The sequence below is a fragment of the Desulforhopalus glucosivorans genome (genome assembly GCF_054397165.1).
The window spans coordinates 166,979-182,312 of the sequence record NZ_AP044854.1; the positions used below are offsets into that span (position 1 = coordinate 166,979).

Consider the following 15,334-nt stretch of genomic DNA (forward strand, 5'->3'; position numbering starts at 1 on the left):
CCGGCTGTTAGTGGCCTGAACTGTTTTATGTCAGGCAATGTCATGTTTGGTCATTTTAAGAAAAAAACAGAGAGAAAAAAACGTTAGGGGTAATTTAGTAAGGCTAATTTTTGCCTCAACATATCCTGTAATATGCTTGTTTTGCATATCTACATCAACTTGTTATTACAAAATAAAGGGCAGTAGAATGAAGGCAATTCCCGTAGAACAATCTGTAGGTACAGTACTCTGCCATGACATTACTCGAATAGTGGTTGGAGAATCTAAAGGACCAGCGTTTCGGCGTGGTCATGTGGTCACTGATGAAGATATTCCGACCCTGCTCGATATTGGTAAGGCCAATCTCTATGTCTTTGATCCCAAAGATGGATATGTCCATGAAGATGATGCAGCTATTCGTCTTGCAGGAGCCGCCGCCGGCTCAAATCTCACCTTTACAGGCCCCACGGAAGGCAAGGTAACTCTCACCGCTGCAATCGACGGTCTTTTGTCTATAAATGTTCCGGCATTAACTGATCTGAACTGCATTGAAGATGTAACATTTGCCACAGTCCACAATCATCAGTTTGTTAAAAAAGGCAGGGCTCTTGCCGGCACCAGAGTGATTCCACTGGCGGTTCCTGAAGAGATTCTTGTCCAGGCGGAAAGTCTGTGTGAAAAAGTTGGTCCTGTCATTGAGATAAAGCCCTTAATGGCTGCCCGGGTGGGAGTTGTTACCACTGGTAGTGAAGTCTACTCAGGCCGAATAAAAGATGGTTTTGGTCCGGTACTGCAAAGAAAATTTCGTAATCTTGGTTCAACCATTGAAGATCAGGTCTTTGTCTCTGACGAGGTGGAGATGACAGTTAATGCCATACACTCGTTTAAAGAGCAGGGTGTTGATCTTATTGCGGTGACTGGAGGTATGAGTGTTGACCCGGATGACCAGACACCAACTGCAATCAGGGCCACCGGAGCAGATGTAGTCAGTTATGGAGCACCAACGTATCCGGGAGCCATGTTTATGCTGGCTTATCTGGGTGGCATTCCTGTGGTTGGTTTGCCTGGCTGTGTCATGTATCACAAGGCCAGCATCTTTGATTTAGTCATTCCACGTATCCTTGCGGGTGAGAAAATAACACGCCGTGACATAGTTGCATTTGGTCATGGTGGATTCTGTGAAGGTTGTGACACTTGCCGATACCCCATTTGCGGGTTTGGGAAAATATGACGCCTAAAATTTGTAGTCATACAATATGAAGTTTGACATTCAATCTTTAGTTGATACACGCAATTCGCGTATATGAAGTGTAAATTGAAAACGGAGGATCGAACATGATCAAGAAGGAACTTGTTGTAAATGGTGTTATGCATAAAATGGTTGTTAATGCAGAAGACACCCTATCAACTGTTATTCGTGAAAATCTTGGAATGACAGGCACAAAGGTCGGTTGTAATGAAGGTCAGTGTGGTGCCTGTAGTCTGATTATGGATGGTAAGGTTATACGGTCTTGTGGTCTTAAAATAAGACGTATTAAGGATGGCGCAAACATAACTACCATCGAAGGTATCGGTACTCCTGATAACCTCCATCCAATTCAAATGGCATGGGTTGCACACGGTGGTGCACAGTGCGGTTTCTGTAGCCCCGGTTTTATCGTTTCCGCAAAAGGCCTGCTTGATACCAACCCAAGTCCAACCAGAGAAGAGGTTCGTGACTGGTTTAACAAGCATCGTAACGCCTGTCGTTGTACAGGTTACAAGCAGCTTGTTGATGCGACCATGGATGCGGCAAAAGTTCTCCGTGGCGAAATGACCATGGAAGAGTTGTCATTTAAGATTCCTGAAGATGGTCGTATCTGGGGAACGAATTACCCACGTCCTTCAGCGGTTGCGAAAGTTACCGGTACCTGTGACTATGGTGCAGATCTCGGTTTGAAAATGCCAGAAGAGACGCTGAAGTGCGCACTGGTTCAGGCGGAAGTGTCCCACGCCAAGATTCACGCTATCGATACTGCTGAAGCAGGGCTCATGCCGGGTGTTGTGAAGATTGTTACAGCCAAAGACATCAAAGGTAAAAACCGTATCACCGGACTTATCACCTTTCCTACAAATAAGGGTGATGGTTGGGATCGTCCTATTCTATGTGATGATAAGGTGTTCCAGTATGGTGATGCACTTGCAATCGTTTGTGCACATACCGAAGAGCAGGCAAAAGCTGCTGCGGCAAAGGTAAAAGTTGAACTGGAAGCTCTGCCAGAATACATGAGTGCTCCAGCTGCCATGGCTGATGATGCAATTGAGATTCATCCAGGTACTCCAAACGTATATTTCACTCAGAAAATTGCCAAAGGTGAAGAAACCACCCCCATTTTTGATTCAGCTGATGTTGTTGTTGAGGGTGATTACTTCACAACAAGACAGCCACATATGCCAATTGAGCCGGATGTCGGTTTTGCCTATATGAATGACGAAGGAAAGCTGGTTATCCACTCCAAGTCCATTGGTCTGCATCTGCATCTGTACATGATCGCTCCAGGCCTCGGTGTTGATCCTGAAAATATGGTCCTGGTTCAAAACCCTGCAGGTGGAACCTTTGGTTATAAGTTTAGCCCAACCATGGAAGCCCTGGTTGGTGCGGCGTGTCTTGCAACCGGGCAGCCTGTATACCTCGGTTATGACTGGTACCAGCAACAAACATATACCGGTAAGCGTTCACCACAGTTTACTTCTGTTCGTTTGGCTGCTGACAAAGAAGGCAAAATTCTTGGTCTGGAAAGTGATTGGACCGTGGATCATGGGCCATACTCTGAGTTTGGTGATCTACTCACTATTCGTGGCGCTCAGTTTATTGGTGCAGGTTATAACATTGATCACATCCGTGGTGAAGGGCGTACTGTGTGTACCAACCACGCATGGGGATCTGCATTCCGTGGATACGGCGGACCTGAAGCTGAATTTCCGTCTGAATCACTGATGGATGAACTTGCTGAAAAGCTTGGTATGGACCCATTCGACCTCCGTTACAAAAACGTCTATCGTCAGGGTTCCACCACTCCAAGTGGCCAGGATCCTGAGGTATATTCCCTACCTGAAATGATGGATATGATCAAGCCTAAGTATGACGCTGCTAAAGCTAGAGTTGCTGCAGAATCAACAGATGCTGTTAAGCGCGGTGTTGGCCTTGCTGTTTCAGTATACGGCGCAGGTCTTGATGGCCCTGATAGTTCTGAAGCAGACGTGGCACTCAATCCTGATGGTACTGTCACTGTGTACAGTTGCTGGCATGACCATGGTCAGGGGGCTGATATTGGAACCCTCGGTACAGCCCATGAAGCTCTGCGTCCACTGAACCTTACTCCAGACCAGATCAAACTGGTTCTGACAGATACCAGTCAAACCCCTAATGCGGGTCCTGCAGGTGGTAGTCGCTCCCAGGTCATGGTCGGTCAGGCGATTAAAAATGGTTGTGAACAACTCATTGAAGCGATGACCAAGACGGATGGTACCTTCCGCAGTTATGACGAGATGACAGCTGAGAAGTTAGAACTTCGCTATAATGGTAAATTCACTGCGCCTGCCAAAGAGATCGATGAAAACGGTCAGGGAAGTCCATTTGCCTGCTATATGTACGGTGTGTTCCTCGCTGAAGTTGCGGTAGAAATTGCCACAGGTAAGACCACCGTTGAGAAGATGACCATGGTTGCCGATGTTGGTAAAGTGAACAACTTCCTCGTGGTCGATGGTCAGATTTATGGTGGTTTGGCTCAGGGTATCGGTTATGCCCTGACTGAAGACTATGATGATATTAAGAAACACTCAACCATGGTTGGTGCTGGTTTCCCATACGCAAAAATGATCCCGGATGATATGGAGATTATGTATGTTGAAACTCCACGTGGTGATGGTCCTTTTGGTGCATCGGGTGTTGGCGAAATTCCAATTTGTGGTCCAGCCCCTGCCGTTCTTAACGCCATCTACAATGCTTGCGGTGTGCGTATTAAAGAATTACCTGCTCTCCCAGAGAAGGTACTTGCCGGCCTGAAGTAAGTTGGAGTAAGTAGCTGCCTTCGGACACTTTCTGTGTCCGGAGGTTTTTTTGCGTTTGTATCTTATCAATATTTAAAAATTCAGGTTTAGGTATGGATCAGAAGGATCTTCGCGACTGGGAAGCACGCTGTACTCAGGAAGAACCAACCGCCTGTAAGGCAGGATGCCCACTAGGGGTTGATGCCAAAGGTTTTGTACAGGAAATTGGTAAGGGAAATCTTGCTGCGGCAAGGGCAATCCTGGAAAAAAGTACACCCCTTGCAGGCATTGTCGCGAGGATGTGTGAAGCCCCATGTGAGAAATATTGTTTACGAAAGGGCCTGGGCGGTTCTGTTGCAATCGGCGCCCTTGAGCGAATGTGTATAAAAGCAGTACCCGCCAAATCCAAGTTTTTACGTTTGCCGCCACGTCCTAAAAAGGTGGCTGTTGTGGGCAGTGGTCCAAGTAGTCTGACCGTAGCCTTTGATCTTGGTAAAAAAGGTTACCCGGTAACTGTCTTTCATCTTCCTGGCGGACCCGGTTCCTGGCTTCGAAACGTTGCAGAGCCAGTTCTTAGTACTGAAACACTGGAGCAGGAACTTACCAGACTAGCGACCCTTGGTGTTACGTATCAAGTGGCTGAATCCCTGGATGACTCTATACTAAAAGGATCCGAATTTGATGCCATCTATATAGGTCAGGATGATGTTGTTGCAAAAGAATTACTGGCTAAGGTTGGCAGGTGTGATCCAACCACTCGGGTCATCAAAGGAACACGATGGTTCACAGGTGGAGAGAGTGCAGAAGACCACGAATACAGGTTTATAGCAGATGTCTCAGAGGGAAGAGAGGCAGCAGTATCAATTGACAGGTTTTTGCAGGGTGCATCGCTTACCGCAGCACGGGTTCCGCTGCGCCATGGAAAAACTGATTTGTATACATCCCTTGACGGAATAACTCCCAAAGAAACGATTGTTGCAGCAAGTGACACTGGTTACACACTCGATGAAGCAAAACTTGAAGCTATGCGGTGCATAGAGTGTGAGTGTCTTGAGTGCGTTAAACGCTGCGAATTCTTAAAAGATTATGGTGCGTATCCAAAGACCTATGCAAGACGGATTTATAATAATTCGGCGATAGTCCGAGGCAATCACCAGGCCAACACATTTATCAATTCATGTTCGTTGTGCAGGCAGTGTGAAACGGTGTGTCCCAATGATTTTTCCATGGCAGATCTGTGTCTTGAAGCACGCAGGACCATGGTTGTTGAAGATCGTATGCCTCCTTCAGCCCAATGGTTTGCCCTTGAAGAAATGCGCTCTGCAAGAACAGAAGCCGCTTTAGTTCGCCATGCACCTCAGAAAACTTCCAGCACAAGGCTGTTTTATCCAGGCTGTCAACTGGCGGGAATACGACCTGCGCAGACACAGCGTCTGTACAGTTATTTGCAGGAGTTGGAACCGGACACAGGGTTCTGGCTTGACTGCTGTGGTGCTCCCGGTCACTGGGCAGGAAGAGTTGAAGAGCTTGGGGGTATTGTACAGGAATTAAAAAAGACCTGGTGCGAAATGGGAGAACCTCTGGTTCTTACGGCGTGTTCCAGCTGTCTGAAAATGTTCCGCGATCACATACCGGAGATGACGGTTGAATCTGTCTGGACAGTTGTTCAAGAGCAGCCACCAGTATCAGCAAAAGCAGGTATTGCCATGGCACTATCCGACCCTTGTACTTCACGAGATGATTATACAACCCAAAGAGCTGTACGAGACATGCTTGGTTCTTTTGGCCAGCCCCTCTCGGATCTTCATAATTCGGGTGAGATGACAGAGTGTTGCGGTTTTGGCGGACTCATGGAAAATGCCAATCCGGAGGTTGCTAAAAAAGTGACAACCGCGCGCGTGAAACAGACTGAAAACGAAATGCTCACCTACTGTGCCATGTGTCGTGATCAATTGGCAAGGGCAGGAAAGCCTGTATCCCATGTGCTGGACCTGTTATTTCCTGATTGTTCCCATCCAGCAAAAGAACCGTCTGCAACGATATCGGCAAGAAGGGAAAACAGAAGAGAGCTGAAAAATCAGATTCTAAATGAATTAGGGGAAGAAGGGCGAGTAGCAAAAGTGTGGGAAGGTGTGATCCTTCATTTTGATTCAAAGGTGAAAGCCCTTCTTGAAGAGAGAAGGATCTTGCAAGACGATATCCGTCAGGTACTTCATATGGCAAAAGAACAAAAGGCATCGCTTGTTCATGGAGGAAGTGAGAGTAGAATAGCCTCTGCTAAGCTTGGGCAGGTAACCTTCTGGGTAGAGTATAGGGAAGAAGGTGGGGAGTACCATATTCAAAGCTGTTGGTCCCATCGCATGACAATAGTAGGAGGTCACTCATGAAACTCAGTTTTTTACCCCCGGATATGGACTGGACCTGTGAACCTTGTGGTGAAAAACTGCAGCCGGGTGAAGTCGAACTCAAGTACGTCGGCGCTGTGTTTAGGGTTGAACTGCCGGTTTGTCCACAGTGTAGAAAGGTACTCATCCCTGAAGACCTCGCCCTTGGTCGGATGCTTGAGGTGGAGCAACTACTCGAAGATAAATGAAACCACTCTATCTGAGCCAACCGGTACGACAAAGCCTGGGCAGTTGCCTGAGACCCGGAGGGACAAAGCTTACTCAACGGGCTATTGAGTTCTTAGGTCCCCAAATAGGTCCTGTTATTGTGGATGGAGGTTGCGGGGCTGGGACTGGTTTAAGGGTTTTGTCTGAACTGGGATATGCTGCCTTCGGTCTTGATCTTGAGATGGGTTTGTTGTCAGAGGCCAAAGAGATCGGTGCTCCTCTTACCCAGGCGGATCTCTCCCTGTTGCCGTTACAGAGCAGTAGCGTGGACACTGTTTTTTGTGAATGTGCATGGAATCTTACGAAAAAAACTGAGACCCTGTCAGAATTCTACAGGGTGCTGAAACCAGGTGGAACTCTGGTGCTGAGCGATATATATCTTCGCACACCTGGCACGGGCAATAATGGTGACAGTTGGCCTGTTACGTCCTGTTTTTCCTTTGCAACCGGACTTACAGCAGTACGTGAAATGGTTCTGGAAAACGGCTTTCACGTGGAGCTTCTGGAAGATAATATTCAGCTTTTCAAACAGACTGCTGCTGAGTTTGTTTTTGCCCATGGTTCATTGCAAACCTTCTGGAATGCGGTTCTAGGTAATGAACATATGGCGGAGCGAGCCTGTAGTCTATCTGCCAGCACGAGGCCTTCTCTTTTTCTGCTTATAGCAAAACGGAGTAAATAATGAATGAATACGATATAGACATTCTGCGACTTGCCGGAGCGGGGTACTGCTGTTCTCAAATTGTCGTGCAGTTAGGTTTAGAAGTTCAAGGTACTGTGAACCCGGGTCTTGTAAAAGCAATGGCCGGTTTATGCCACGGTTTTCCAGCAATGGATGGCAGTTGCGGGGCTGTCAGCGGCGCTGCCTGTCTTGTCGCTTACTATGGTGGTAAAGGGTCACCGGATGAGGACGAAAGTGATCGTCTTCCCCTGATGCTCTCAGAACTCTCAGGGTGGTTCAAAGAGTACGCTACTTCCAGATTCAAAGGGATCAGATGTTCTGATATTGTTGAAGATGGGCAGCTTGATGCAGCCATTTGTGGTGGTCTTGTCGGTGAGTGCTATGGTAAGGCTTTGACAATTCTTGTGGAAAATGGCTTTGACCTGGAGGCTTGAGATGGCAGAGTTTATTCAAAATGTTGAGAGTGTCTGCCCCGAATGTCTCCAGCGGCTTACCGGTCATTTAGTACAAAGTGGTGATAAGATAGTCCTGGAAAAGAGTTGCTTTGAGCATGGTTCCTTTTCCACCACTGTCTGGAAGGGTGAACCGTTCTTTGACTCATGGTACCGGCCTAAGTTTCCATACTTTGGGGGAGAGCGACGACAGACAGGGAAAGGCTGTCCGTACGACTGTGGTCTTTGTGAACATCATACCCAGCGAACCTGTACTGCTCTGGTCGAAATAACCTCACGGTGTAACCTGCAGTGTCCGGTCTGTTTTGCCGATGCAGGGGGCACAGAGCTGGATGTTGATCTTGAAACTCTTGCCCAGATGTTTGAGTCAATTGTTGCCCAGACTGGTGGTTGTAATTTGCAACTCTCAGGTGGGGAGCCCACAGTTCGAAAAGATCTTGCCCTGATTGTACGGATGGCAAGGGAGGCGGGGATTGATTTTGTGCAACTCAACACCAATGGTTTGGCTCTCGCAAGGGACCCTGAACTTGCAACTGAGCTTAAAGAGGCTGGGTTATCCTCAGTCTTTTTACAGTTTGACGGTGTAGATGATGATGTATTTTTTCCACTCCGCGGGCAACCACTGTTTGAAGTAAAATGTCAGGCCATAGAGCATTTGAGTGCTGCGGATATTGGAATTGTTCTTGTGCCAACGGTTGTTCGGGGAGTAAATGATCATCAACTCTGGGACATTGTTCGCTTTGGACTTGAGCGCCAGCCCCATGTACGTGGTGTACATTTTCAACCCATCAGCTATTTTGGCAGGTTTCCTGAAGAATTCACTCCTGATCATGTGACTCTTCCTGAGATAATGACGGGTGTAGCGCAGCAGAGTGGCAGTACGATACATGCTGAAGATTTTCGTCCGCCGGGTTGTGAGCATGCTCTTTGTTCTTTTTCTGCAAAATATTTAATGCGGGAAGATGGGGAGTTAATGAAGCTTGGCAGCGATAGCTGCGATTGTAAGCCAAAACCTGCTGAGGAGGGGGCTTTGACCTCCATTGGCGTCACAGCACGACAGTGGGGATCGGCACCAGTGCTCAGTGACAATGCAGAGCAGCCCATGGATGATTTAAGCAAATTTTTACAACGGGCACGCACCCATATATTTTCAATTTCCGGCATGGCCTTTCAGGATTGCTGGAGTCTAAATCTTGATCGGCTGCAGGGGTGCTGTATCCATGTGGCCCAGCCGGGAGGCAAGCTCATCCCATTTTGCAGCTTTAACCTTACAGCAAGAAACGGTCGTCCCTTGCACCGTCCCACTGGTCAGCAAACGAGTCTGGTGGCATGAGAATATGAGAGCCAAATGGAGAGCTAGGTGGAGAGCTAGGTGGAGAGCTAGGTGGAGAGCTACATGGAGAGCAAGATGGTAACAATTGCACGGACAACAGTGGATTCGATGGTGGCAGATAGGTTGCATCTTTCATCTTCTTATACAAGAAAAGAGTTGGAAGACACTCAGATGAGCCTTGTGCGAAAGACAGTCTCCTACGCTCGTAATAACAGTTCTCTTTATGGGAAACGTTTCGCAAATACAGATGTTAACAGTTTTAAAACCATTGGTGATCTGGAGCACCTCCCTTTTCTTACTGCAAAGGATGTGATCGATCACGGGCATCTGCTCCACTGTGTTTCCCAGAGTCAGGTAGCTCGCATTATCACCATGCACACCTCGGGAAGTACCGGAAAACCAAAACGGTATTCTTTTACAGCAGCTGATCTGGCGGCGACATCTGAGTTCTTTCTCCGTGGTATGGCAAGTCTTGTAACTGAGACAGATCGGGTGCTGGTTCTTATGCCCTTTGAAACAGAGGCGAGTGTCGGGGAGCTGTTAATTGGAGCCTTATCGCGAGGGGGGATTTTTGCTAAGGGGTTCTGGCCGCCCCCTGAGGCCGTAATGACATCTGGGCTGATAGCAAAAGAAAAAATTACCTGCGTGGTAGGCTTACCTCAACATTTACTCGCCCTTTCTGAGGTTGTTCCCCATGGAAAACTGAGATCCATGCTGCTCGCCTCTGATTACGCCCCGAAGTCATTGCGGGATCGGATTGAGGAAAATTGCGGTTGCGAAACGTTTTTACATTACGGTGCAACTGAGTCGGGGCTTGGCGGGGCAGTGGAGTGTGGAGAGCACTGCGGTTTACATATCCGTGAGTCTGATCTGTTACTGGAAATAATCGATAGAAAAACAGGACGGCAGGTAGCTGATGGCGAGGTGGGGGAGGTTGTGTTCACAACCCTTGGTCGTGAGGCTATGCCTCTTATCCGTTATCGAACAGGGGATTTTGCCTATCTCGATAGAAGTAAGTGTAACTGTGGTGGTGTTACTGCACGGCTTTGCGCCATTAGGGGCAGGCTAAATGAGTGTCGTCTGGCTGATGGATCACTGCTCCATCATCAGAGTCTTGATGATATCCTCTTTCAGGTGCCTGGGCTTTTGGACTATCGAGCCACATTGGATCATAAGGGTGTTGACAGATTATCTATTGAATATATGTCATCAGCACATCACAGAAGCATTGCTGATACCATGCATCAGTTAATATCAACTATCTCTGAAATATCCGGTGCTGAAGCAATGGGGATGTTGCACGTTGATAATTTTACACATGTAAAACGTTTTGCACCGTCTCACACGCTTAAACGAACCATCCTCGATTTACGCTAATTAAAAAACGTAAGTTATATTGGGGACGGGAAGAGTTTGTATATTGACAAAGTTTTTGGGATTGAAGTAGTAACGTTAAACTGGTTCAGTCAAGTACCCAAAAGTTCATGGACATCTGAACTATAGAAGGAGATGTGGAATGCAGTATATACTCGACAGCCTGATCTCAACCCTTGAGCAGGGTGAAACCGCTGTTATAGGAGCAATCGTACGGAGTTCCGGTTCTGCTCCGAGGACATCCGGGGCCAGAATGCTCGTTCGTCTTGATGGAACTCTGGTGGGAACCCTTGGTGGTGGCGCTCTTGAAGGCGGCTGTCTTATGCGGGCAAAAGAGCTTATGACAGGTGCCCATGGGGAAACATTTGCCGAGTTGCACTTTGATCTCACTAATGCTTCTGCTGCGGCGGAGGGTATGGTCTGTGGTGGAGAGGTTTCTGTGCTTCTCCAGAAAATAACACCAGCTGAGCTGGCCAGTTTCGTACAAATGCGTGATGATTTTTATCGGGGTATCCCGGCCATGCTGGTAACGGGGCTGCCGACGGACGGCCTTGGGCCTCAAATGTATTTTCTCCATGGTTCGACGGATTGTGATTTGCTGGTTCCCCTCCGAAATGAAATCCAGCGAAAGAACAGGCGCTCAAAGTTTATTATTAGCCACGAAGAACAAGACTATTTTGTCGAACCACTTATCAACCCTGGGACGGTTTACCTTCTTGGTGCAGGCCATGTGGCCCTGGCAACCGCTCATCTAGCAACCTTTACCGGTTTTGAAGTAGTGGTTATAGATGACCGTGAAGAGTTCTCTAATAGAGATCGTTATCCCGATGCTAAAGAGGTGATTGTACTGGAGAGTTTTGATAACTGCTTACCACAACTAGGGCCGGATGATTTTGTTGTGATCGTGACCCGTGGCCATCTCCATGACAGGGATGTTCTGGCCGAGGCTCTTCGAACTAATGCAGGGTATATTGGTATGATAGGTTCCGCAAAGAAGCGAAAAGGTGTTTACGCATCTCTTCTTAAAGAAGGCTTTACCCAGGAAGATTTGGAGCGGGTCTATAGCCCAATTGGACTGTCCATTGGGGGTGATACTCCAGAGGAGATCGGACTTTCCATCGTTGCAGAAATGATCAAAGTTAGAGCAGAGATGAAAGTGTGAAGATTGGAACTGTAATTTTATCCGGGGGCTATTCGTCCAGAATGGATGGGTTTAAACCACTCATGAAGCTTGGGAAGAAGCATCTGCTTGAGCATGTGGTTGAGCTGTTTCGTGGGGCTGGGGTCGATAAAATTGTTGCTGTTACAGGTCACAAGAAAGGTGAGGTAAAGGCTGAAGCTGAAAGGCTCGGTATTAAATCCACTCATAATAAAGATTACGATAGTGGCATGTTCTCATCCGTTTGTGCAGGCGCAAAACAGATGAAGCAGGTGGATGCATTTTTTGTTCTGCCAGTGGATATACCCCTTATTCGTCCTTCTACTGTTTCTACTCTTATAAAGCAAAAGTGTGAAAAGTATGTGGTTTATCCCACCTTTTTAGGGGAGCGAGGCCATCCTCCGCTTATCCCTGCAAAGCTCATTGCCCCAATACTTCAATATAACGGTAAAGGTGGGCTGAAAGGCTTGCTAGAGCAACATTCAAGCCTTGATGTACCTGTCTGGGATGAAGGAATACTTCTGGACGCGGACACTCCAAAAGACTTTTCGGTTCTCAAAAAAAGGCTGTCTCAGATGGATATGGGGAGCCGGGCTGAGGTGAAGGCACTGAGCCAGCTGGCGATGAGGAAAAGAGGTCAGGATCATGGCATGGCTGTGGCAGACATTGCCTGCAAGATTGGCAAAGCGATGAACAAAAAAGGCTACAGTCTTGATATGGAGCTTCTATATAATAGTGCACTCCTCCATGACATTGCTAAAGGGAAGTCACACCACGAGGAAAAGGGCGCAGAGTTGCTCACTGAGCTGGGTTTGAACCGTTTGGCAGATATTGTTGAGGCCCACCGGGATGCTACATTACCAAAGTCGGGAAGATTGACGGAAAAAGAACTGGTCTGCCTGGCCGATAAAGTCGTGAGAGGAACAAACAGGATGCCTGTGCAAAGTCGTTTTGGTGAAAAACTTCAGATATACGCAAAAGATACTGAGGCGTGTAATGCCATTAAGAAAAGACTGGCCCGGGCAAAAGAGCTTGAAACTGTTGTCGTAGATTGTATCGGTTGTTCCCTTGAAAAACTGCTTGATATAGGGAAGCGCAGGTGAAGACAATCTATTTGATTCGTCATGGTGAGATAGATGCAGGAAAGCCGAGGAGGTTTATTGGCAGGTCGGACTTGCAACTGACGGGTAGGGGAAGAGGGCAGATTGCGGAATTGAGTAATTTTCTTGGGGGTATGTCTTTTGATCGAATGTTCTGTAGCCCCCTCATTCGTTGCAGGGATACTGCTGAAATTATAGCAGAAAATCTGAATGTGGGCCTGGATGTTGAACCTGGTCTTGCTGAGATTAATCTCGGTTGCTGGGAAGGGCTTACCATATCAGAAATAAAAGAAAAATTCCCCGGAGAATATGAAAAAAGGGGAGAAGATATGGCCGGCTACAGGCCACCCGGTGGGGAAAGTTTTACTGATCTGCTCTTGCGGAGTAAGCAAGTATTACAGCATATCATAGAAGAGACTGTTTCACAGTCTGTAGTGGTCTCCCACGCCGGTGTTAACCGTGTTCTGTTGTGCCATATCCTTGGTATGCCTTTGCAAAATATGTTTAGATTAGAGCAGGGGTATGGTTGTTATAATATCCTTCATGTAATAGATAATTCTATTAAGTTGGCGAGTCTTAACTCATGCCTAACATCCCGGTAATGTTAAGGAAGTTGAGAAAGTATCGTTCTTGCTGAAAATGAAAAAGTGGTGAGGAGGATTGCCGCAATCAGGTAGAGGCATAGGTAGAAAAAGAGTTGCTGCCCGTTGATTCCCCCGTCTATTAAGATGCCAAAGAGTATTGGTGACGCCGCAGTGCTTAATACCGCCAGTGAAGTGATAAGTGCGCGTATGGAGCCAAGATGTTTGGTCCCGTATACTTCGGCCCACAAACTATTCACTATTGGATTTGCAGAACCTATGGAGAGGCCGAGCAGCATCATCAGCAGATAGGCGAGCCATTCCCCTGAGTTAAAGGCACAGAGGACAATCCCCAGTAACATAGGGACCGGATAGAACTTAAACAACTGCACCCCGCTAAAACGGTCCACAAGAGCTCCGACATACATTGAAGAAAACCAGTGTGCGATGCCATAAAACACGAAACCACTGGCAAACATGTGCGGTGTCCAGCCCATTTCGGGGAGGATAAAGCCCTGATGAATAAAGATTCCTGTAATGATAAATGGGGCTGCAAGAATGGCCGGTAGAGCAAGCCAGAACCTGTAGTCTTTGAGCAGGGTTCTTCGTGAACCTTGTTGTTTTGGTACGTGCTGTTTCTTTTGACCAGAAGATACCGTTTCCTCCCTATATTTATCCAGACTACTTTGACGTAATAGTAGGAGGGCTATGGGAAGAAAAATAAAGGGTATTGTGAGGCCAACTATCAGCCAGCTTTTCTGCCAGCCAAATGAGGCGATGAGTAACAGGGCAAAAGAGGGCAGCAGTATCTCTCCTAAAGGAACGCCGGTGCTGGCAATACTCACAGCCTTGCCCCGGTGTATTGTAAACTCCCGTGCCATGGTCGTGATGCCTGTATGGGGTAATAACCCCTGACCAAAAAACCTGAGCATAAAGAGACAGACAATGAGTCCTGTAAGTGTTGTGGTCTGGGATAGACTGACGGCACCAATAAAAAGGCCGGTTCCACTCAAGACAACAAACCAGTGCAGTGGCACCCTGTCTATGGTAGCTCCGACCCACATAAGTAGAAGTCCACTGGCAAGGGTGGCTGTGGAGTAGGCAGATCCATACTCTGTTGCAGAGAGCCCCAGAGAGTCCTGAAAACTCTCACCGAACCAGCTTATAAAAAAGGATTGGCCGAAATTACCCCAGAAAACTGTGAGCATTCCAAACATCAACAGAGGCCAGGAACGTTTAATAAAATGAAAATAGTCGTGAATCATTGATTTGCTTAGTGGGGTTATAAATGTGGTGTATGAAGAGAACTCTGCCTTGCAAACAGTGGACTGGGGTTCAAGCTATAGCACATAGGTTTTAGTACCATACTCAGGAAAAGCTGTCATAAAAAAAACAAGAAATTGAGTGTTGGAAAACTTGCCGATATCGCACCATTTCCATGGTATTTATCCAGCTATACTAAAAAATTCCGTTTGTCGGGTTAGATAAATAGACCTTTCCATAGCCCTCGGCTAAATCCCTTCTGTGAAGTTCTTTGACTTGCTTGATGTGTAGACGTAATTCTTGGTTTTGTATACACGGCAAAAAGGTAACCCTATCTTTACCTCCTTTTCCCCCAAGGTCGAAAATTTGGCATTGTCCAAAATTGATATCCTGTCTGCGGAGTTGAATACACTCCATGAGTCGAATACTAGATCTATAGATCAGCTTAGCCATTAAAAGATGAGGTCCATTTATTTCGGCAAGAAGGTTCAGTATTTCCGCTTCCGTTAGTACAGTAGGTGGGTGGCGTTTTTTATCAAAAAAATAGATGTAACGTAAAATCCATTGGCAATATGTTTTTTCTGTTGAACGAGCGTAATGGCAGTACCTCAGGGTCTCACGCACTTAATTCATTAATTTTACTTGAGGATTTGGGGTAATTGTGTGTTGCCTTCCATAACATTAACCCGATGGCCAAATAGGTCCAGAAATGTTATATTGTGATCATGAAAAAACATATATTCAACAGAAGACTAAACCGAGTTTTATAC

At 46.9% G+C, this 15,334-nt stretch carries 13 protein-coding genes; 11 read left to right on the plus strand and 2 right to left on the minus strand.

Features of this window, described 5'->3' with window-relative positions; translation table 11 throughout:
* The first annotated feature begins 187 nt into the window (after positions 1–187).
* From ACX6CI_RS00750 to cobC, 11 genes are all read left to right on the plus strand, one after another.
* Positions 188–1,210: a molybdopterin-binding protein gene (locus tag ACX6CI_RS00750; protein WP_458776267.1), complete on the plus strand. Its 1,023-nt coding sequence runs from the start codon at positions 188–190 to the stop codon at positions 1,208–1,210.
* Positions 1,211–1,314: 104 nt separating this feature from the next.
* Positions 1,315–4,029, plus strand: a complete 2,715-nt coding sequence (locus ACX6CI_RS00755) for a molybdopterin-dependent aldehyde oxidoreductase (protein WP_458776268.1) — start codon at positions 1,315–1,317, stop codon at positions 4,027–4,029.
* A 68-nt stretch (positions 4,030–4,097) separates the two neighbouring features.
* The gene (locus tag ACX6CI_RS00760; RefSeq protein WP_458778415.1) at positions 4,098–6,395 is read left to right on the plus strand and encodes a pyridine nucleotide-disulfide oxidoreductase/dicluster-binding protein; all 2,298 of its coding nucleotides are present in this window, start codon (positions 4,098–4,100) and stop codon (positions 6,393–6,395) included.
* Positions 6,392–6,601: a DVU_1557 family redox protein gene (locus ACX6CI_RS00765; RefSeq protein ID WP_458776269.1), complete on the plus strand. Its 210-nt coding sequence runs from the start codon at positions 6,392–6,394 to the stop codon at positions 6,599–6,601. Before ACX6CI_RS00760 ends, ACX6CI_RS00765 begins: the two co-directional genes overlap by 4 nt.
* Positions 6,598–7,302 carry a DVU_1556 family methyltransferase gene (gene trsM, locus ACX6CI_RS00770; RefSeq protein WP_458776270.1) on the plus strand — a complete coding sequence of 235 codons (705 nt, stop codon included), beginning with the start codon at positions 6,598–6,600 and terminating at the stop codon, positions 7,300–7,302. The genes ACX6CI_RS00765 and trsM overlap by 4 nt, the downstream gene beginning before the upstream one ends.
* Positions 7,302–7,736, plus strand: coding sequence for a DVU_1555 family C-GCAxxG-C-C protein (locus ACX6CI_RS00775; RefSeq protein ID WP_458776271.1), 435 nt, complete (start codon positions 7,302–7,304; stop codon positions 7,734–7,736). Before trsM ends, ACX6CI_RS00775 begins: the two co-directional genes overlap by 1 nt.
* A gap of 1 nt (position 7,737) precedes the next feature.
* The gene (gene trsS / locus ACX6CI_RS00780; RefSeq protein ID WP_458776272.1) at positions 7,738–9,087 is read left to right on the plus strand and encodes a radical SAM (seleno)protein TrsS; all 1,350 of its coding nucleotides are present in this window, start codon (positions 7,738–7,740) and stop codon (positions 9,085–9,087) included.
* A 63-nt stretch (positions 9,088–9,150) separates the two neighbouring features.
* A complete protein-coding gene (locus ACX6CI_RS00785; protein WP_458776273.1) occupies positions 9,151–10,464 on the plus strand; it encodes a DVU_1553 family AMP-dependent CoA ligase in 1,314 nt (437 codons plus the stop codon).
* 139 nt (positions 10,465–10,603) lie between these two features.
* On the plus strand, positions 10,604–11,623 hold the full coding sequence (locus tag ACX6CI_RS00790; RefSeq protein WP_458776274.1) for an XdhC family aldehyde oxidoreductase maturation factor: 1,020 nt from the start codon (positions 10,604–10,606) through the stop codon (positions 11,621–11,623).
* Positions 11,620–12,723 (plus strand): DVU_1551 family NTP transferase, encoded by a 1,104-nt coding sequence (locus ACX6CI_RS00795; protein WP_458776276.1) that lies wholly within the window; start codon positions 11,620–11,622, stop codon positions 12,721–12,723. Before ACX6CI_RS00790 ends, ACX6CI_RS00795 begins: the two co-directional genes overlap by 4 nt.
* Positions 12,720–13,322, plus strand: a complete 603-nt coding sequence (cobC, locus tag ACX6CI_RS00800; RefSeq protein WP_458776278.1) for an alpha-ribazole phosphatase — start codon at positions 12,720–12,722, stop codon at positions 13,320–13,322. The genes ACX6CI_RS00795 and cobC overlap by 4 nt, the downstream gene beginning before the upstream one ends.
* Before the next feature lie 2 nt (positions 13,323–13,324).
* Here cobC and ACX6CI_RS00805 read toward each other — a convergent pair whose 3' ends face one another.
* Together ACX6CI_RS00805 and ACX6CI_RS00810 are read right to left on the minus strand one after the other, a co-directional pair.
* Positions 13,325–14,566, minus strand: a complete 1,242-nt coding sequence (locus ACX6CI_RS00805) for an MFS transporter (protein ID WP_458776279.1) — start codon at positions 14,564–14,566, stop codon at positions 13,325–13,327.
* A gap of 193 nt (positions 14,567–14,759) precedes the next feature.
* Positions 14,760–15,188: a phage integrase N-terminal SAM-like domain-containing protein gene (locus ACX6CI_RS00810; protein ID WP_458776280.1), complete on the minus strand. Its 429-nt coding sequence runs from the start codon at positions 15,186–15,188 to the stop codon at positions 14,760–14,762.
* Positions 15,189–15,334: the final 146 nt, after the last annotated feature.